14 protein-coding genes are annotated in these 18,660 nt (G+C 71.7%); 8 read left to right on the top strand and 6 right to left on the bottom strand.

Annotation, left to right across the window (positions count from 1 at the left end):
* Nucleotides 1–123: 123 nt before the first annotated feature.
* From V6U88_RS14765 to V6U88_RS14750, 4 genes are all read left to right on the top strand, one after another.
* Nucleotides 124–1,389, top strand: coding sequence for an O-antigen ligase family protein (locus V6U88_RS14765; protein ID WP_334453509.1), 1,266 nt, complete (start codon nucleotides 124–126; stop codon nucleotides 1,387–1,389).
* Nucleotides 1,390–1,478: 89 nt separating this feature from the next.
* The gene (locus tag V6U88_RS14760; RefSeq protein ID WP_334453351.1) at nucleotides 1,479–2,822 is read left to right on the top strand and encodes a lipopolysaccharide biosynthesis protein; all 1,344 of its coding nucleotides are present in this window, start codon (nucleotides 1,479–1,481) and stop codon (nucleotides 2,820–2,822) included.
* Nucleotides 2,823–2,898: 76 nt separating this feature from the next.
* Nucleotides 2,899–4,248, top strand: a complete 1,350-nt coding sequence (locus tag V6U88_RS14755; RefSeq protein WP_334453349.1) for a glycosyltransferase — start codon at nucleotides 2,899–2,901, stop codon at nucleotides 4,246–4,248.
* A gap of 27 nt (nucleotides 4,249–4,275) precedes the next feature.
* Complete coding sequence (locus V6U88_RS14750) at nucleotides 4,276–5,364, top strand: glycosyltransferase (RefSeq protein WP_334453347.1); 1,089 nt, start codon at nucleotides 4,276–4,278, stop codon at nucleotides 5,362–5,364.
* Nucleotides 5,365–5,433: 69 nt separating this feature from the next.
* On the opposite strand, the gene V6U88_RS14745 is transcribed toward V6U88_RS14750, so the two are convergent.
* Nucleotides 5,434–6,606 (bottom strand): glycosyltransferase, encoded by a 1,173-nt coding sequence (locus V6U88_RS14745; RefSeq protein ID WP_334453346.1) that lies wholly within the window; start codon nucleotides 6,604–6,606, stop codon nucleotides 5,434–5,436.
* A gap of 425 nt (nucleotides 6,607–7,031) precedes the next feature.
* Between V6U88_RS14745 and V6U88_RS14740 the strand changes: the two genes are divergently transcribed.
* The 3 genes from V6U88_RS14740 (at nucleotide 7,032) to wecB (ending at nucleotide 10,007) form a co-directional block, all read left to right on the top strand.
* Nucleotides 7,032–7,694: a sugar transferase gene (locus tag V6U88_RS14740; protein WP_334453345.1), complete on the top strand. Its 663-nt coding sequence runs from the start codon at nucleotides 7,032–7,034 to the stop codon at nucleotides 7,692–7,694.
* Nucleotides 7,691–8,587: an NAD-dependent epimerase/dehydratase family protein gene (locus V6U88_RS14735; RefSeq protein WP_334453343.1), complete on the top strand. Its 897-nt coding sequence runs from the start codon at nucleotides 7,691–7,693 to the stop codon at nucleotides 8,585–8,587. The genes V6U88_RS14740 and V6U88_RS14735 overlap by 4 nt, the downstream gene beginning before the upstream one ends.
* Nucleotides 8,588–8,921: 334 nt before the next feature.
* Entirely contained in the window at nucleotides 8,922–10,007 is a 1,086-nt protein-coding gene (gene wecB, locus V6U88_RS14730) for a non-hydrolyzing UDP-N-acetylglucosamine 2-epimerase (RefSeq protein ID WP_334453341.1), read from the top strand.
* A 190-nt stretch (nucleotides 10,008–10,197) separates the two neighbouring features.
* Here wecB and V6U88_RS14725 read toward each other — a convergent pair whose 3' ends face one another.
* Together V6U88_RS14725 and V6U88_RS14720 are read right to left on the bottom strand one after the other, a co-directional pair.
* The gene (locus V6U88_RS14725) at nucleotides 10,198–10,629 is read right to left on the bottom strand and encodes a hypothetical protein (protein ID WP_334453339.1); all 432 of its coding nucleotides are present in this window, start codon (nucleotides 10,627–10,629) and stop codon (nucleotides 10,198–10,200) included.
* Between the two features lie 215 nt (nucleotides 10,630–10,844).
* Nucleotides 10,845–13,349 carry a Tex family protein gene (locus V6U88_RS14720; RefSeq protein WP_334453507.1) on the bottom strand — a complete coding sequence of 835 codons (2,505 nt, stop codon included), beginning with the start codon at nucleotides 13,347–13,349 and terminating at the stop codon, nucleotides 10,845–10,847.
* 34 nt (nucleotides 13,350–13,383) lie between these two features.
* On the opposite strand from V6U88_RS14720, the gene V6U88_RS14715 reads away from it, so the two are divergent.
* Nucleotides 13,384–14,895, top strand: coding sequence for a deoxyguanosinetriphosphate triphosphohydrolase family protein (locus tag V6U88_RS14715; RefSeq protein WP_334453337.1), 1,512 nt, complete (start codon nucleotides 13,384–13,386; stop codon nucleotides 14,893–14,895).
* A gap of 73 nt (nucleotides 14,896–14,968) precedes the next feature.
* On the opposite strand, the gene V6U88_RS14710 is transcribed toward V6U88_RS14715, so the two are convergent.
* From V6U88_RS14710 to V6U88_RS14700, 3 genes are all read right to left on the bottom strand, one after another.
* A complete protein-coding gene (locus tag V6U88_RS14710; protein WP_334453335.1) occupies nucleotides 14,969–16,111 on the bottom strand; it encodes an MBL fold metallo-hydrolase in 1,143 nt (380 codons plus the stop codon).
* A 213-nt stretch (nucleotides 16,112–16,324) separates the two neighbouring features.
* Nucleotides 16,325–17,278 carry an SDR family NAD(P)-dependent oxidoreductase gene (locus tag V6U88_RS14705; RefSeq protein WP_334453333.1) on the bottom strand — a complete coding sequence of 318 codons (954 nt, stop codon included), beginning with the start codon at nucleotides 17,276–17,278 and terminating at the stop codon, nucleotides 16,325–16,327.
* Nucleotides 17,275–18,459 carry a zinc-dependent alcohol dehydrogenase gene (locus tag V6U88_RS14700; protein ID WP_334453331.1) on the bottom strand — a complete coding sequence of 395 codons (1,185 nt, stop codon included), beginning with the start codon at nucleotides 18,457–18,459 and terminating at the stop codon, nucleotides 17,275–17,277. The genes V6U88_RS14705 and V6U88_RS14700 overlap by 4 nt, the downstream gene beginning before the upstream one ends.
* Nucleotides 18,460–18,660: the final 201 nt, after the last annotated feature.

The following is an 18,660-nucleotide window of genomic DNA, read 5'->3' as shown; positions in this document are numbered from 1 at the left end:
GCATAACCATGTCCGATTTTGCCCGTTAGACCCCAGGGCAGCACAGGGACATCCGCACAGCGAGCGGCGGACCGGTCAGCGACGGGGGCGATCGTGCCAGGGAACGGGGGACCCGCCGGCTTGGTGGCCGTGCCGGGACAGGACGTCGCGGAGCGGACCGGACCCGGTCCGCTGTCGACGGTGGCTCGCGGGGTCGTTCCCGCTCTGTTCCTCACCTTCGATCAGTTTCCCAGACTCGTGGGGAGGACCCTCCTCGTCGTCGCCGTGGTGCTGGCCGTGCCGCTGTTGATCTCCGAAGTCACGCGCCCGTCCAGCCGGTCGCGAGGCGTCGTTGCCTGGGTCCTGCTGGCCATTGGAGTGCTCGCCCTGCCGGGGTTCCTGCGGCCTCCGGAGACGGAATACGGCCAGCAGAAACTCTTCTTTCTCGTTACGTTGACCCTCCTCGCCGCTCTCTCGACCGCAGTCCTGCGCGGCTGGTCGGACTGGGAACTGTTCTGCAAACTGGTGGTGCTTGCGACCGCCGTCCTGGCTGTCGCGGCGTTGACTGCGGACTCGCAGGACGGCCGGTCGGCAGGGTTCGGCTCCAATCCGATCTGGCTGGGCCGCGCGATCGGCGTGGGAATGCTGGCGGTGGCGTGGCTGTACTTCCGGCGGCGGCTGTCGGCTGTCCTGACCGCCGTGTCGGCGCTACTGCTCGTGCCCGGCCTGCTCGCCACCGGATCCCGCGGGCCGCTGCTCGCCACTGCGGTCGGCCTGTTCGCGCTTGCCCTCGCCGGCCTACGGCGGCGAGAACGGCAGGCCAAGAAGGAATGGGTCGGCGTGACCATGATCGTCGGCGTCGTGTTGGCGATCACGATGATGCCCTGGTTGCGGCCGATCAGGTTGCACGCTCTCCTCACGGATCCGGAGGACGAGCTCTTCAACTCGGCGCGGGGCGAGATGTTCGACCACACTCTCTCCCTCATTCGCGAAAACCCCTGGGGCGTTGGCTACGGGAACTGGAGCGGAGCCGTTGGCCTGCTGGGCTTCGACTACCCGCACAATCTCTGGCTGGAGTTGCCGGCCGAGGCCGGTTGGCTCATTGCCGGCGCCCTGGTCCTCTCGACAGCCCTCGTGGCGATGCGGCTGTGGGTGGTGGCGCGGTCCGACGCGAGGGCCAGTCTGGGTCTCGGGCTCCTGCTGTTCAGCACCGTCGCGGTGTCGACTTCCGGCGACATCAACGGCAACCGGCTCCTCTTCATCGCGCTGGCCCTGGGACTGCTGATCCTGCGGCGGGCGAAGAGGGGCGGCGCGGGCGGCCAGTCCCGGACCGGCTCCGGGTACCTGCGTCGTCCCGGACTTGTTCCGCCCGGGCCGGCGGATGTGCCGCGCCGCACATTGGTCCCCTGATGCGCTCCCGGTGGTCCCGGGGTGGCGGCGCTCGTCAGCGCGCCGGCCAGAGACGGCTCGGCTCGGGTCGGCTGGGGCTGATCCCCGCGATGACGTGGCTCGATCCTGTGCGGGCCCGACTGACCGCCAATCGACGCGGGGTGCTGAGCATCGCGCTGGGATCCGCCGGGGCCCAGGTGCTTGCGCTCGCGGCTGCTCCTCTGCTGTCCCGGTTGTACAGTCCGGAGGACTTTGGTGTCTTCACCGTCATCGCCGCGTTGGTGACGACGATCGGCACGGTCGCGGCCCTGCGCTTCGAGTTGGCCGTCCCGTTACCCGAGCGGGAGCGCGACGCCTACGGCTTGGTCGTCCTCGGGATGGCGGCTGCCTTCGGCACGGCGGTTCTCGGCGCGGTGGTGGTGCTGTCGAGTGGGGACGTGGTAGCCACGCTCTTCGGCCAACCGGCGCTGCAGTCGTGGTTGTGGTTGGTGCCACCGGCCGCCGCCGGCACGTCGGCGGTGCTGGTGCTCAATCAACTGGCGGTCCGGCATCGTCGGTACGCCTCGATCGGCCGCCGTACCCTGCTCCAGTCACTGGCCAGCACGCTGACGCAGATCGGCGCGGGGATCGCCGGGATGCGGTCCGGAGGGCTGGCACTGGGACTCGGCGTGGGCCAGGTCGCCGGCGTGTTCGCGCTCCTACACACCGCTGGCCTGCGCGGCACCGAAGCACAGGCGGGACGACGCGGTCAGCAGCTCGTAGCGGTCGCGCGACGGTACTGCCGCTTCCCGCTCCTGGCAGCGCCCTCGGGACTGCTCAACGTCCTGGGGTTGCAACTACCGATTCTGTTGATCGCCTACTGGTACGGCGGCGCGGTCGCGGGTCACCTCGGTCTCACCCAGCGCGTCATCGCCGTGCCCGCCGCGCTCGTCGCGTCGGCGGTCGCCCAGGTGTACCTCGCCGAGATCGCGCGTGCCGTACGGAACGCCGACCCGCACGGGCGGGCCATCTTCATCCGGGTGAGCAGAAAGTTGGCGCTGGTCGCCGCGCCGAGTGCGCTCGTTCTCCTTGTCGGCGCTCCATGGATCTTCTCCGTCCTGTTCGGGGAACAGTGGGGCAGCAGCGGGGTGTACGCGCAGGCTCTCGCGGTGTACACGGCGGCGCAGATCGTCGCCTCGCCGCTGTCCCAGACGCTGGTTGTCTTCGAACGGCAAGGGCTTCAACTCATCTGGGACGCGGCCAGGTTCCTGCTGGTGACCGGAGTCGTATCCGGCGTCGCGTTGTCCGGAGCGTCGGCCGTCACCGCGGTCTGGTCGCTGGGGATCGCCGGAACGCTCGCATACGCGGCGTCCTGGCTGTTGTCCCTCCGCGCGGTCACGCTCGGTAGCGAGAGAACGACGCGGACGAGTCCGGCCCTGGACCTGGGCCTCGTGCCGGTCCGTTCGACCCGATGAGCGGAGCGAACTGGGGGAGTTGCGACTGTTTGCGCTTCTAGCGGTCGCTTCTTTCGTTGACAACGTAGGAGGAACTATGGCGAACCGGCTGCTGATCGTGGCCTACCACTTTCCGCCGGCCGAGACGGTCGGGGCCCGGCGTCCGGCTGCGCTGGCCGAGTTCGCTGCCGAGCGCGGCTGGGATGTACGTGTACTGACGACCGGTGAGGTGGCCCCGGGCGAATCGACGCCGGTGCCATCGGGAATCGAGGTGGTGCGGGCCAACCCGGTACCTCGGCTTCCACGGCTCCAGCGTTCGCTGGCGTCCGGCTCGGCCGGGACCCAGGCCAAGGAATCGGGATCACGCTCGGCCGCGCGGGTGAGAGACGGCGCCACCGAGCTTCGCCTCCGAACCAACCGGTGGTTGTGCCGGTTTGGCTACGAGGTGCTCGTCCCGGATACGAAGGTGAACTGGGTATGGCCGGCCGTCAGGCGATTCCTCGACAGTCGCCAGGACTGGCGGCCCGACGTGATCCTTGCGACGGGTCCGCCCTTCTCGGTCTTCGCGGCGGCAGCCAGGCTGTCTCGCAAGCTGGGTGTGCCGTGGGTCGCGGACTACCGGGACCTGTGGTCAGCCGGCAACGAGTACTGGATCCGTACCCGTGTCCGGCGCTCCGTCGACCGTCGGGCCGAGCGCCGCCTGCTCCGCACGGCCGCCGCCTGCGCCACCGTTTCTGAGCCCTGGGCGGATGCGATGCGGCGCGCGTTCGGCCTGGAGACCCACGTCATCATGAACGGCATCGACCGCCGCCCGACGCAGCCCGCGGCCGATGTGCTCCCGGAGACGTCCAGTGGCGCAGGCGCCGGCCCGATCCTGACGTTGGCCTACACCGGATACCTCTACCCGGACAGGCGTGACCCGGGACCGCTGTTGGAGGCCGTCGCCTCGCTGGGGAAGGACGCCGCGCGGATCCGCGTCGTCTTCGCCGGTGAGGACAACGGGATCGTCACGAGGGCCGTCAAGCGCACGGGAGTGGCTGGAAGTGTCACACTGCTCGGCCAGGTCTCGGCAGAGAAGTCCTGGCGTATCCAGGCAGAGGCGGACATCCTGGTGCTGCTGATGTGGAACGACCCGCGTGACGCCGGAACGGTGACCGGGAAGATCTTCGACTACCTGCTCGCGCGGCGCCCGATCCTGTTGCTCGGGTACGAGGCCAGCGTGGCCGCCGATCTCATCCGGACGCGTGGCGCAGGGGTGGTGTCGAACGACAAGCGGGTGATCGCCGACCAATTGCGAGCATGGCTGGCCGAGAAGGAGCGCGACGGTCGGATCCCAGCCGTTCCCATGTCCGCCCTCAATGGCCTCTTTCGAGAAGACCAGTTGGCGAAGTACCTGGAGATTCTCCGACGGCTCGCCCTGCGCGGCGAAACGGCTCAGCGGGTGTAGCTCTCAAGTCCCACGAAAGGACGGGTCGTGGACGTTCGACGGCAGAGCCGGCCAACAGTGCTCTTCATGGCGGCGGTCGGGGTGACGTTGGAGCGGTTCGTCGCCCCCATCTCCCACGGCCTCGCCCCGCACGACGTCCGCCGGATAGCGGTGGCTGGTCGGGGGAGCATCCCGGAGTCGCTACGACACAGCTTCGACGAGGTCTACGAGGTCACACCGTTCCGTCGGGCGACGGTCCGGGACGTGATGCGCGCAGGGCTGGATCTCGCGCGCATCGTGCGAGCGGAGCGGCCTCGGCTGCTGCACCTGCACACGCCGTACGCGGTGGCACTTGGACGCCTCGTTGCCCGCGTGACCGGGACCCGCCATCTCGCCGTCGTGCAGGGCACCCTCTTCGACAGCCCGGATCGGGCCGGACGGCTCTTCTCACTCGTCGAGACCATGTCCGCTCGGTTGACCCCGATCCATGTCACAGTGAACGCGGACGATCAGGAGACCTATCGGCGCATCGCCCCGCGCAGCCAGGTCCATCTCGCTCCCTGCAGCGGTGCCGGCGTCGACCCGAAGCGACTCCAGGCGCCGGAGGGCGTCTGGCGGGCCGAGAGCGCTCCTCCGCGGGCCCTGGTCATGGGGCGACTGACCCCGGACAAGAACATCGACCTGGCGGTCAGCGCCTGGCGACTGGCCCGGCAGAGCGTCCCCGAGCTGGAGCTGCGGATTGTGGGATCGACCGTCGCCGGAGAACCGCCGTGGCATGCCCCGGAGGAGTCCGGCCTCTCCACGGCAGGGTGGGTGTCGCATCCCGGAGCCGAGTTCGCCTCTGCCGACGTGGTGCTCCTGACCAGTCTCCGCGAGGGTTTTCCGATCACTCTCGTCGAGGCGCTGCTGGCCGGCACCCCGGTCGTCGCCGTCGACAACCGCGGCACCCGGGCCGTGGCCGAGCAGGTGTGGGAAGGGTTCGGTCTGGTGCCGCCCCAGCCGGCGGCCATCGCGTCCGCGCTGCTCGCCCAACTGCGGGCGCGGACCGTACGGCTGCGCCCGGAGGCGGCCGGGCACTGGCATCAGGACAGTGTGGTGGACTTCCACGTCGCGCACATACTGAAGGCGATCGGCTGACCTCGGGTCCTGGACCGGGGTCAGCCGGGCCGCCCGGTGTCGCTCCGGCGCGGCGCCCGAAGGGTCGGCTCAGCCTCGCGTGGCAGGCTCGGTGACCGACCGGTGACTCCTCTGCCGAACCAGGTCGAGGAAGTGCCGGCGTGTCACGTCGAGCCGTTCCGCCCGGAAGTCGTGGGCGCGGGCAAGGTTGCGGGCCGACGCCTCGGCCGCCCGACTCCGGTCCGCCAACATCCGGCTGATCGACTCCGCCAACCGCGCCGGATCGTCGCGCGGCACGAGGTCGTCCGGAGACAGCAGCTCGGGTATGCCGCCGACCGCCGAGCCGATCGCCGGCAGTCCGCGGGCCATGGCTTCGATGAGCGCCCGGGGCATACCCTCCGTCCGGGACGGCATCACGAACAGGTCCGCCGCGTCCAGTTGGTCCCGCACGGCCTCGCCCGGCGGCAGCGCGCCGGCGAAGGTCACGCGGTCGGTGATGCGGTGCTGCCGGGTGAGCTCCACCAGATGGGCGCGGAACCTGCCGTCGCCGACGTGGACCAGCCGCAGCTCCGGGTGGGAGCGGGCCAGTAGCCCGAGCGCCTCGAGCAGGGTGTCGATGCCCTTGTACAACTGATCGAGCGACCCGACGGAGACCAGCCGCGACGCGGCGGCGAACGCCTCGACCGGCCGTGGCCGCGTGACGTAGGCGCCGCTGGGCAGGTTGACGTCCGAGCAGCTCACTGCCGGGACACCGGCCCCCGCCGGATAACGCGTCTGCAACGCCGTGTCCGTGACGTAGCAGACGGCTGAGGCGCTCCGGCACTGGGCGGCGAGCTGCGCGGTGAACCGGTGCCGGATCAGCGGCCGGAGCGGATGGCGGACGACTCCGGGCGCGAAGACGTCGTGCGGGTCTCCGATCACCTCGAGTGCGTACGGCTGCCGCCGTCGGCGCAACTCGCCGTACAACACCGTCGCGATCTGCGACGGGGTCCGCATGATGCAGGCGTCCTGGGGCGTCACGGCGGCGACCACCGCCTCGCGGACCGCCCTCCGCCTGGCAAGGTACTGCCGAGGGCCGACGTAGTACGGCACCGGCCACACGTCGACGTTCGGGCCGTCGATGGCGGCGGCGCCGGCCGGTCGGTGCGCGACGTCCTCGACCCGGGCCACGATCCGTACCCTGTCGAAGGCGGCGAGGTAGCGGGACCAGGCCGGGTAGGCCGGCCCCGCAGTGGTCCAGACCCGCCCGTCCGGAGTGCGCACGAAGCGCTCCTCCGCCGTCACCACCACTCTCACCGCAGACCGTCCACGTCGTCACTCCGTTGTTCGTCGTCGTGGTCCGGAAGTTCCAGACCTCCAGTTCCGGCACCTGCCGGTGCAACGACAGGCACCGGCCCTCGGTTTCGCCCTGTGTACGGAGGGTCACTTGGTGATCGGCTGACTCGTTGCACGGGGTGCTGCCGACGGGTGGGCCGCCGTACCTCGGTGGCGTGGCGCCGGCCTCGCCGACGGCCGGAGGGTGTTCACGCCACCTCGCATCGGCGATCGATCAATCCGGCAAAAGGTCTATAAGCGCCTTAAGAGTCTGATAGGACATAAACGTGATGAAGGGACAAGATTCATCTACCGCTGTGCTCGAAGAGCACAGCGACGGGATCGCTCATCCCCGCGTCTCGACGGCGTACGAAGTGACGAAGCGCGTGATCGACGTGGTGGTGGCCCTCACGGTGCTGATCGTGGCCGCGCCGGTGATGGCCGGGGTGGCGCTCGTGGTGTTGCTGGCCCTCGGCCGACCCGTCTTCTTCCGCCACACCCGTCCGGGCCGCGACGGGCGCCTGTTCGACATGGTCAAGTTCCGCACCATGCATCCCGTCGACCCGGCGCGTGGCCTGGTGACCGACGCCGAACGGCTGACCCCGGTCGGCCGCTGGCTCCGTGCCACCAGCCTCGACGAACTGCCCGAGTTCTGGAACGTCCTTCGTGGGGAGATGAGCGTCGTCGGCCCCCGTCCCCACCTGGTCAGCTATCTGACGCGCTACACCCCTCGGCAGGCGCGACGGCACGAGGTCCGCCCTGGCATCACCGGCCTCGCCCAGGTGCGCGGACGGAACGCTCTGACCTGGGAGGAGAAGTTCGAGTACGACGTGGAGTACGTCGACCGGCGGTCCCTCCCGCTGGACCTGAAGATCCTCCTGGCGACGGTCCGGGTGGTGCTGAGCCGGGAGGGGATCTCCGCACCGGGAGCGGCCACCTGGCACGAGTTCACCGGCACGCCGAACGGTTCGGAGCATGCCGGCGGAGCCGTCCGTGAATCGCCCGCCGACGCGCGGGTCAGGTCGGGGCGCCTGTGAGGAAGGTCCTCCTCCTCGGCGCAACCGGCTTCCTCGGTCGGCACATCCAGGCCCGTCTCGACGGGCATCTGTTCGTCCAGGCACCGACCCGTCGGGAGTACAACCTCGTCGACACCGACGTGGCGACGTTCGTCGCACTGCTCCGCCGTGAGCAGCCGGACGTGGTGGTCAACGCGGCGGGACCGATCTTCGGCTCCCCACACGACTACCTGCGGGCCCATGTCCTGGGAACTGCCAAGCTCATCGAGGCGATGACGATCGCGGTCCCGTCGGCACGGCTGATCCGGATCGGCTCGGCAGCCGAGTACGGTCGGGTACCGCACGGCGTCGCCGTGGACGAGGAGCACCCGGCCGAGCCGGTCAGCGAATACGGACTGAGCCATCACACCGCCACCCGGCTGATGGAGATGGCTGCCGCAGCGGGTCGGCTCGACACCGTGGTGCTCCGGGTCTTCAACCCGATCGGCCCGGGGATGCCCACCGGAAACATGCTCGGGCGCGCTTCGGCACTGCTCCGGGCGGCCGCGGAGCGGGGCGACCAGACTCTGCCAATGGGTCTGCACGACACCTACCGCGACTTCGTCGACGTGCGGGACGTCGCGGACGCGGTCTGGGCGGCGACGTGCTGCCCGCGCCAGCCCGTTCGGGTGTTCAACGTGGGTAGCGGCCGTGCCGTGTCGATCCGTTCGGCCGTCCGACTGCTCGCTGACGCAGCCGGGTTCCACGGCGAGATCACTGCGGCTTCCCTCCCGTCGGACGCCGCCCGTTCCGCCGCCGTCCCCTGGATGTGTGCCGATATCAGCCGCTCGGCACGGTTGCTCGGCTGGTCGCCGGAGCGAAGCATGGCCGACTCCTTGGAGGCACTGTGGGCTGAGTGCGCGCACGCCGGGTAGACCCGCCGGCGGCGGTGACCAATGCCGACGACCAGGCAGGGGCGGTGCGCAGATCCAACTCTCCGCCAGCGCCGTGGTCTTGACCGTGCTGACCACAGCGTGCAGCAGTGCTGGTGCTGGGGCGTAGTCCGCGCGGCCGCCCGTCGCCGGGCCGCCGCTGCGCGCTGAGCACCGAGGTCCACCCCTTCTGCTCGGTCCGGTGTCTTATGTGGACCTGGTCCTTGCCGCGCTTGCGGCCACCCACTACCAGCAGCAATGCCAGGTATTTGAACTCCAAATCGCACGAGTAGTGCAAGTACCGTGCCGGTCAACGCTCACTGCCACAAGGAGACACATGTCAACCACTGCTGTCCTACACGTCACGGGCGCACGCCCGAACTTTCCCAAGGCGGCGCCGGTGATCCGTGCACTCGATCGTTTCGGCATTCGGCAGCGCTTGATACATACCGGGCAGCACTATGACGAGCGGATGTCGGAGGTCTTTTTCCGGCAACTGGGCCTGAGGGAGCCCGACATCAACCTAGGCGTGGGATCGGGGAGCCACGCAAGCCAGACCGCGGACATCATGACCCGCCTGGAAGAGCTGCTGGTAGCAGATCCACCAGGGCTCACTGTCGTCTACGGTGACGTCAACTCGGCGCTCGCTGCGGCCCTCGTCGCCACCAAGCTGCACATCCCCGTGGCTCATGTTGAAGCTGGCCTGCGCAGCTTCGACCGGTCCATGCCCGAGGAGGTCAATCGCATCATCGTCGACCGGGTGTCCGACTTGCTGTTCGCCACAAGCCCCGACGCCGCAGTGCATCTCGGGAACGAGGGAATTTCAGCGGACAAGGTCTTCCTCGTCGGCAATCCGATGATCGACACGCTTCTGGATAACCTCGACCGTTTCGACATCGCCGGTATCCGTGCCGCCCTTGCCCTGCCCGACCGCTACGTCGTGGCGACGCTGCATCGGCCGGCAAACGTTGACGACCCTGCTGACGCCAATGATCTTGTGAAGGCGATGCACGCCGTTGCCGACCAGATTCCGGTTATCCTGCCGCTACATCCGCGCGGGCGAGGCCACCTTGAGAATGCGGGCCTGAGCTCGCATCGCGCGCTGCGGGTGATCGAGCCGCTGGGGTACATCGAGTTCGTCAGCCTGGTACGCGGCGCGGCGGCCGTTGTCACCGACTCCGGCGGGGTGCAGGAGGAAACGACGATGCTCGGGGTTCCCTGCCTTACCTTGCGACCCAACACCGAACGCCCGATCACGATCACACACGGCACCAACCGCCTCGTCAGCCGTGCAGCGCTTGCCGAGGTCGTCGCAAGCACCCTCGAGGCGGAGCGGCCCGCCACGTGGCGTACCCCGCCGTTGTGGGACGGAAAGGCGGGCGAGCGTATCGCCGAAATCATCGCGAGCGAACTTCGCCTGTAGGAGCCGGTCGAAGCGGCGCTGGCCGCGGCGACGGGCTCAGTCATCTGACCGCCGCCCAGCTCACGGAGCTGGCGGCCGCGGGCGGCCGGCTCGACACGGCGGTGTTGCGGGTTTTCGACCCGATTGGGGGGCGTGCTTTGGCCGAGACCGCCGGCTGCACGGGCCTGGCCGGTCGCGGCCGCCGCGCGGGTCAGCGCCAATCGTCGCCCGCGTCGAGCCGCAGGTTCAGCATGGTCGCCAGCGGCAAGGACTCGCCGTCACGCCCGCCCCGGCCGACGACCAGCGGCGGCGGTGACGGCTCGGGCCGAGCGCCGAGCAGCCGCGACCGGAGACTGGCTGGCACGATTAACAGGTAGAACCGTCCCGCGGGGTCGACGGCGCGGCTGCGGGCACGGTCGACGTACCAGCCGGTCAGGTGGGTGCGGTACCGGCCCCGCCCGTCATAGGGGGCCGCAGTGAGCCGGCTGGTGGGCAGGCCACGCCGGGTCGCCTCGGCGGCGAACCGCACCACCAGCTCCGTCGCTTCGGCCTGCTCGGCCGCGCGCTGCCGCGCGTCGGCCTCGGCGTGCGCCCGCACCGCCCGGCGCTGTCGCTCTCGCCACTCCAGCCCGTTGTCCGCCACGCCGACACGGTACGCGGCTCCGCACCGTCCGGGCCGCGTCGGTGACCCCTCCCCGGGAGGCCGCGTCGGGCGGCGGCCTGGACCCGTGTGTGTTACCCGGACACGCTGCCGAGCTGAGTCGCTTCTGACATCAGCTCGACAGCGTCGGCGAAAGTGTCCGGCGGCCCTGCGCTCGGACCCACCTCGGCCATACCCCGGCCGCGTCCGGCACGCCCTCAGGCCAGGCCGGCGCGGCGCAGCGCATCCGCCATCGCGCTGTTGGCCGGGGCGGCCGGCGCCTCGCGCCCCGGCCGCTGCTGCTGCCTGTCCCGCGAGCCCCGGTCCCCGCCCAGGCGGCCGCCGCGCTGACCACCGCCCTGGCCGTCACCGCGCTGTCCGGCCTCGCCCCGGTCCCGCTGGCCGCCACCCCGCTGACCGCCTCGCGCGCCGCGCTGATCGCCCTGCGGACGGCCGCCACCCGCCGGGGCCTCCTCGTCCAGCCGGAGGGTGAGCGAGATCCGCTTGCGGGGCACGTCCACGTCGAGCACCTTGACCCGGACCACGTCGCCGGACTTCACCACGTCGCGGGGGTCCTTGACGAACGTCTGGGACATCGCCGACACGTGCACCAGGCCGTCCTGGTGCACGCCGACGTCGACGAACGCGCCGAACGCGGCGACGTTGGTGACCACGCCCTCCAGCAGCATTCCCGGGGTCAGGTCGCTGATCTTCTCCACCCCCTCGGCGAAGGTGGCGGTACGGAACTCCGGTCGCGGGTCGCGGCCCGGCTTCTCCAGCTCGCCCAGGATGTCGGTGACGGTGGGCAGGCCGAACTTCTCGTCGACGAAGTCGGTGGCCCGCAGCCCGCGCAGGATGGTGCTCTTCCCGATCAGCGAGCGCAGGTCCTGCCCGGTGCTGGCGAGGATCCGCCGCACCACCGGGTACGCCTCGGGGTGCACGCTGGAGGAGTCCAGCGGGTCGTCGCCGCCGGGGATGCGCAGGAAGCCGGCGCACTGCTCGAACGCCTTCGGGCCGAGCCTGGGCACCTTCTTCAGCTCGGCGCGGGAGCGGAACGGGCCGTTGGCGTCCCGGTGCAGCACGATGTTCTCCGCCAGGCCGGCGCCGATGCCGGAGACCCGGGTCAGCAGCGGCGCGGAGGCGGTGTTGACGTCCACGCCGACGGCGTTGACGCAGTCCTCGACCACGGCGTCCAGCGAACGGGAAAGCTTCACCTCGGAGAGGTCGTGCTGGTACTGCCCGACGCCGATCGAGCGCGGGTCGATCTTGACCAGCTCGGCGAGCGGGTCCTGCAGGCGGCGGGCGATGGAGACCGCGCCGCGCAGCGAGACGTCCAGCCCGGGCAGCTCCTGCGAGGCGTACGCGGAGGCGGAGTAGACCGACGCGCCGGCCTCGGAGACCACCACCTTGGTCAGGTTGAGCTGCGGGTGCCGCTTGATCAGGTCACCGGCGAGCTTGTCGGTCTCCCGGCTGGCCGTGCCGTTGCCGATGGCGACCAGCTCGACGCCGTGCGCCCCGGCGAGCCGGGCCAGGGTCTCGATCGAGGCGTCCCACTGCCGGCGCGGCTCGTGCGGGTAGATCGTGTCGGTGGCCACCACCTTGCCGGTGGCGTCGACCACGGCGACCTTGACGCCGGTACGCAGGCCCGGGTCCAGACCCATCGTCGCGCGGGTGCCGGCGGGCGCGGCGAGCAGCAGGTCCCGCAGGTTGGTGGCGAAGACCCGGACGGCCTCCTCCTCCGCCGCCTGCCACAGCCGCATCCGCAGGTCCGCGCCGAGGTGGATGAGGATCCGGGTACGCCAGGCCCAGCGCACGGTGTCGGCCAGCCACTTGTCGGCGAGCCGCCCCTGGTCGCTGATGCCGAACCGGCCGGCGATCACCGCCTCGTAGCGGCTCGGACCGGCGGGCGCCGCGTCGGCGTCACCCTCGGCCTCCGGGTCCATGGTCAGGTCGAGCACGCCCTCCTTCTCGCCCCGGAACATCGCCAGGATCCGGTGCGAGGGCAGCTTCGGGTACGGCTCGGCGAAGTCGAAGTAATCGGCGAACTTCGCGCCGGCGGTCTCCTGGCCGTCGCGTACCCGGGAGACCAACCGGCCCCGCGACCACATCTGCTCGCGCAGCGTGCCGATCAGGTCGGCGTCCTCGCCGAAGCGCTCGATCAGGATGGCCCGCGCGCCCTCCAGCGCGGCGGCGGTGTCGGCGACGCCCCGGTCGGCGTCGACGAAGCCGGCCGCCGTCTCGCGCGGGTCCCGCGCCGGGTCGGCGAGCAGCGTGTCGGCGAGCGGCTCCAGCCCGGCCTCGCGGGCGACCTGCGCCTTGGTCCGCCGCTTGGGCTTGTACGGCAGGTAGATGTCCTCCAGGCGGGACTTCGAGTCGGCCGCCATGATCTGCGCCTCGAGGGCCTCGTCGAGCTTGCCCTGGCTGCGGATGGACTCCAGCACCGCGGCCCGCCGCTCGTCCAGCTCACGCAGGTACCGCAGCCGCTCCTCGAGGGTGCGCAGCTGCGCGTCGTCGAGCAGGCCGGTGGCCTCCTTGCGGTAGCGGGCGATGAACGGCACGGTGGCGCCGCCGTCGAGCAGCTCCACGGCCGCCCGCACCTGACGCTCCGCGACGCCGAGCTCGTCGGCGATCCGCTGATGAACAGACTCGGTCACGATCTTGATCCGCCTTCGCTGTGGGTTCCGTGCTGCATTCTGCCGCCCGCCCCCGACGGCGCTCCCCATACCCGCCCGACGCGCCTGCGCTAGCGTTGCGATCATGGAACAACCTGCGGATCCGCGGGCCCGCCGGCTCTTCGGCGGCAGCGCGCGGGCGCTCGGCGACCTCGCCGCCAGTCCGTTCCGGGCCGACCGGGACCGGATCGTCGCCTCGCCATTCTTCGCCCGGCTCAACGGCGTCACCCAGGTGATCAGCCCGGGCGGTTCGGGCCTGCTGGTGCACAACCGGCTCACCCACAGCCTCAAGGTCGCCCAGGTGGCCCGGGCGATCGCCGAGCGGCTCACCGCCGAGCCGGCGCACCGCCGGCTCCTCGACGACCTCGGCGGCTGCGACCCGGACGTGGTGGAGGCCGCCGCGCTCGCCCACGACCTCGGCCACCCGCCCTTCGGGCACCTGGGGGAGCGGGTGCTGGACCGGCTGGCCCGGCAGCGGCTCGGCCTGCCCGACGGCTTCGAGGGCAACGCGCAGTCGTACCGGATCGTCACCAGCACCGAGATCCGCGGCGCGGCCACCACCGGGCTCGACCTGACCGCCGCCGTCCGCGCGGCCCTGCTGAAGTACCCGTGGACCCGGCTGGACCACCCGGACCCGCACCCGCGGCACCTCACCCCGGCGCCCCGGGGCGCCGCCGCCCCGCCCGACGACCCGGAGAGCGGGTCGGTGAAGTTCGGCGCGTACCGGACCGAGCTGGCCGACCTGCGGCAGGCCCGGGAGCCGTTCGCCGGCCGGATCGCCGACTGGCAGCAGACCGTCGAGGCCTCGGTGATGGACACCGCCGACGACATCGCGTACGCCATCCACGACGTGGAGGACTTCTACCGGGTCGGGGTGCTCCAGCAGGGCGCGGTGGCCGCCGAGCTGATGGCCTGGCAGCGGGAGGGCGGTCACCTGCGGGCGGTCACCGACGCGGCGCTGACCGGCGCGGCCCGCCGGCCCGGCTCGGCGATCGAGCGGCTGCGCCGCCAGCTGCACCGCAAGGACGGCTGGATCGCCGACGACGAGGCGTTCGCCGCCGCCGTCGAGCACGTCCGCCAGGAGCTGGTCGAGGGGCTGCTGGCCATCCCCTTCGACGGTTCGATCGAGGCCGAGCAGTACGTGGCCCGCTTCTCCGCCCGCTGGACCACCCGGTTCGTGGACGCGATCACCGTGGTCCGCGAGCCGTCGGTGCGCTCCGGGCACGTGCTGCTCGCCCCGGCCCAGTGGCACGAGGTGCAGGTGCTCAAGTTCGTCCACCACCGGTTCGTGCTGGCCCGCCCGGACCTGGCGCTGCACCAGCGGGGACAGGCCCGGCTGCTGGGCGCCCTGGTCGAGGCGCTCTGGGAGTGGCTGCTCGACCCGGAGGAGGAGTCCCGGCTGCCGCGCCGGCTGCACGACCTGGTCGAGCTGGCCGAGGCGGAGCTGCACCCGCGTACCCCGGACCGGATCGGCCGGGCCCGGGGCCGGGCGATCGTCGACTTCGTCGCCCAGCTCACCGACGGCCAGGCGGTCGCCATGCTGGACGCCCTCTCCGGCCGCTCCGGCGCCCTCTGGACCGACGCCTTCGTGCTCTGAGCGCCGCTCCCGCGCCGTCGGGCGCGGACGCCGCGCGGTGCCGGCTCCTGGGCCGGCACCGTCAGCGGGTACGTCAGGCGACCGCCTGCCACCAGCCGTCCACCGGCGGCGGGTCGTCCACCACCACCCGCTCGCCGGGCCGGGGCACCACCAGCCGCACGTCACGGGCCTTCGCCTCGGCCCAGAGCCGGTCCACCGGCTCGGACCAGTCGTGCAGGGCCAGGTTGAACGTCGCCCAGTGCACCGGGAGGAAGAGCCCGCCGCGCAGGTCGAGGTGGGCGGAGACGGCCTCCTCGGGGAACATGTGGATGGCCGGCCAGGCCCGGTCGTACGCGCCGATCTGCATCAGGGTCACGTCGAACGGCCCGTGCTCCGCGCCGATCTCGGCGTACCCGTCGAAGTAGCCGGAGTCACCGGTGTAGAAGATCTTGCGGTGCGCCCCGGCGACGACCCAGGAGCTCCAGAGCGTGCCGTCGCGGCGCAGCCCCCGACCGGAGAAGTGCTGGGCGGCGGTGGCGGTGATCTCCAGCCCGCCCACCCGGTGGCTCTCCGACCAGTCCAGCTCGACGATCCGCTCCGCCGGTACGCCCCAGCGGTCGAGGTGGGCGCCGACCCCGAGCGGAACCAGGAACGGCGCGGACTGCCGCCGGGTCAGCTCCTGCACGGTGGCCATGTCCAGGTGGTCGTAGTGGTCGTGGGAGATCAGGATGGCGTCCACGGCGGGCAGGTCGACCAGGCGTACCGGCGGCTCGTGCAGCCGCTTCGGGCCGACCGCGCCGGAGGGGGAGCAGCGCTCGCTCCAGACCGGGTCGAGCAGCACCCGGTGCCCCTCGATCTCGATCAGCGCGGAGGCGTGGCCGTACCAGACGACGTTGAGCTCACGCTCGTCGGCGGCCGGCGCCGGGGTCGGACGCAGCAGCGGCACCAGCGCGCGGGGACGGCGGCGCTGCTTGCCGAAGAGCAGCTCCCAGACCAGGTTGCGGCCCGGTTCGCCGGGGGTCATGGTGCGGGTCTGGGCCCGGTTGTGGAAGGTGCCGTCGCGGAACTGGGGGGAGCGGGCCGCCCGTTGCGCCCGGGCTCCGGTCAGCCGGCCGCCCAGCGCCGCCGGCACGTCGCGCGCCGCCCACGCCAGGCCGGCCACCGCGGCCAGCCCCGTCATCCGCCACAGCCGCCCGCCGAGTGCCCGGTCGAGTTCCCGGTCCGCTGGTGCCCGCATCGCCACGTCCCCTCCGCCGTCTCCCGCAAGTACACGCTAGTCACCGCGCCGCCCCCGCACCCACCTCCACCCGCACCCGCGCACTTTCCGAGAAAGCGTCCCTGTGGCGCCCCGCAACGCCCCCTCACCTCGACCTGCACCCAGCGCACTTTCCGAGAAGGCGCCTCCTCTGAAAGTGCGGGCGAAGATGGCGCGGCGGGTGGGGGAGGGGGGTCAGCGGAGGCGGCGGAGGGCGGCGGTGCCGGCGGTGACCGCGGAGGTGGCGGTGTCGCCGACGGCGCGGGCCAGGCGGGGCAGGTCGGGCAGCCAGCCGCCGCGCATCGACTCGCCGGCGGGGTTGGGGGCGAAGACCGCGCCCTCGTGCGGCGGCATCGGGTGGTCGGTGAGCCCACCCCAGCGCATCAGCGGGCCGACCAGGGCGTCGTAGACGCCGGGCAGCACGGTGAAGCCGACCCGCATGATCAGGTTGATCCGACCGACGGAGATCTCCCGGCGGGGCCGGTCGGCGCAGTCCACGATCGCCCGGGCCACCCGTTCCGGAGTGGTGATCGGCAGCGGCGGCCGGCCCTGCCGGCCCAGGTAGTTCGCCGCCTGCTGATAGACCGGGGTGTCGACGCTGCCGGGCGTGACCAGGCAGACGTTCACCCCGGGCAGGTCCCGCGACTCCTGCTGCAACGTCCGGGCCAGGCCCTGCAGCCCCCACTTGCTGGTCACGTAGCCGCTCATGTAGGGCGCGGTGATGTGCCCGAGCACCGAGCCGGTGAGGATCAGGGTGCCGCCGCCGGCGGCCTTGAAGTGCCGCAGCGCGACCCGGGCCACCCCGGCGGAGGCGAGCAGGTCCGTCCGCACCACCTGCTCGAAGACCTCCGTCGGGATCTCCTCGAACCGCCCGTACGCCATCACCGCCGCGGTGTGCACCCAGACGTCGATCCGGCCGAACTCGCGTACCGCCGCGTCGGCCAGGGCGTCGAGCGCGCCGGGCTCGGTGACGTCGGTGGGTACCTCGTGCACCTCGGCGTCCGCGTCCCGGCACTCGCGGCGTACCTCGGCGAGGGTGGTGGGGGAGCGGGCGGCGAGGACCAGGCGGTCCCCGCGCTCGGCGAACTCCCGGGCGGCCGCGCGGCCGATGCCGCTGGTCGCCCCGGTGACCACCACCACCCGGCTCACGGCGCGAGCACGACCTTGACGCAGCCGTCCTGCTTCTTCTGGAACATCTCGTACGCCTGCGGTGCCCGCTCCAGCGGCACCCGGTGGGTACGCAGGTCCTCCACGCCCAGCGGGTCGTCGTCGCCGGCGAGCAGCGGCAGGATCTCGTCGGTCCAGCGGCGCACGTGGCACTGCCCCATCCGCAGCTGGATGCCCCGGTCGAACATCTCCATTAGCGGCATCGGGTCGACCTCGCCGCCGTACACGCCGGAGATGGAGACGGTGCCGCCCCGGCGGACCGCCTTGAGCGCGGCCTTGAGCACCACCAGGCGGTCCACGCCGACCTTGTCGGTCATGGTCTGGGCCAGCTTGTCCGGCAGCAGCCCGGCGGCGGTCTGGGCCAGCTTGCCCGCGGGGGCGCCGTGCGCCTCCATGCCGACGGCGTCGATCACCGCGTCCGGGCCGCGCCCGTCGACCAGGTCGATCAGGGTGGTCGGCACGTCGTCGAGTTCGCTGACGTCGAGGGTCTCGATGCCGTGCCGGCGGGCCATCTCCAGCCGCTCCGGCACCAGGTCCAGCCCGATCACCCGGTCGGCGCCGAGGTGGCGGCCGATGCGCGCGCAGAACTGGCCGACCGGGCCGAGGCCGAAGACGGCGAGGGTGCCGCCGGGCGGGGTGTCGGCGTACGTCACCGCCTGCCAGGCGGTGGGCAGGATGTCACTGAGGTAGAGGTAGCGCTCGTCGGCGCCGGTCTCGGGGATCTTGACCGGGCCGAACTGGGCGTGCGGGACCCGCAGGTACTCGGCCTGGCCGCCGGGGACCGAGCCGTAGAGCGAGGTGTAGCCGAACAGCGCCGCGCCCTTGCCCTCCGAGGTGACCTGGGTGGTCTCGCACTGGGCGTAGAGCTGCCGCCGGCACATCCAGCAGTCGCCGCAGGAGATGTTGAACGGGACGACCACCCGGTCGCCCGGCTTGAGCCGGGTCACGCCCGGGCCGACCTCCTCGACGACGCCCATCGGCTCGTGCCCGAGGATGTCGCCCGGCTTCAGGTACGGCCCGAGCACCTCGTAGAGGTGCAGGTCGGAGCCGCAGATCGCGGTCGAGGTGATCCGTACGATCGCGTCGGTCGGCTCCTCGATCCGGGGGTCGGGTACCTCCTCCACCCGGACGTCACGCTTACCGTGCCAGGTCAGTGCCTTCATGCCAGCTGTCCCCTCTCGGTGCCGTCCATGGGACTGCTACCCCGAGCGGGCGGCTTGAACCGGTGCGCCCGGTGCACCCAGAACACCCGGCGGCTCATCCCGGCTCCGGCGGTGCTTTCCCGGCGTACCCCCGGAAAAACACCGACCGCCGCACCCCCGGGCGGGGTACGGCGGTCGGTGCGGTGTCGTGCGGGCGGACCC

The organism is Micromonospora sp. CPCC 205739, from assembly GCF_036906795.1.
Taxonomy (GTDB): domain Bacteria; phylum Actinomycetota; class Actinomycetes; order Mycobacteriales; family Micromonosporaceae; genus Micromonospora.
The sequence above is the reverse complement of the archived record's forward strand: the minus strand, read 5'-3'. Positions and strand labels throughout refer to the sequence as shown.